Origin of the sequence: Pseudomonas caricapapayae (assembly GCF_001400735.1) — a bacterium.
In the GTDB taxonomy this organism is placed as follows: Bacteria; Pseudomonadota; Gammaproteobacteria; order Pseudomonadales; family Pseudomonadaceae; genus Aquipseudomonas; species Aquipseudomonas caricapapayae.
The window spans coordinates 1-536 of sequence record NZ_LJPW01000182.1; the positions used below are offsets into that span (position 1 = coordinate 1).

The window sequence follows — 536 nt, forward strand, 5'->3', positions numbered from 1 at the left end:
GGCAGTGCTTCACCGCTGCACACCACACGACGCAGACTGTTACAGCTTTCTACCTGTGGATGGGTCAGAAACGCCTGAAGCATCGACGGCACAAAGTGCAGGGTCGTGACCCGGTGCTCGCGGATGCTCTCTACCAGCCGGTCCGGGTCGCGATGATCACCCGGTAGCGCCACCGCCAGACGTGCGCCGGTCAGCAATGGCCAGAAAAACTCCCAGACCGACACGTCGAAACTGAATGGCGTCTTTTGCAGGACCGTATCACTGCCATCCAGCCCGTAAGCCTTCTGCATCCAGTGCAAACGGTTGACCAGCGCCCGATGACTGTTGCCCGCGCCCTTGGGCTTGCCAGTCGAACCCGAGGTGTAAATCACGTAAGCCAGATTTTGTGGATGACTGAGGTTGACCGGGTTGGCGGTGCTGCAGGCTGCCAGCCAGTCGGTGTCCTTATCCAGGCACAGGCTCTGTACCTGCGGCGGCACCGGCAGGCGTTGCAGCAAGGCGCGCTGGGTCAGCAGCAAACCGATAGCGCTGTCCTG

The 536-nt window shown here is 61.2% G+C and carries 1 protein-coding gene; it reads right to left on the reverse strand.

The annotated features are described in order from the left end of the window. Positions 1–536: AMP-binding protein (locus tag ALO80_RS27580; protein WP_144434257.1), on the reverse strand; the 536-nt coding region annotated here is incomplete at both ends.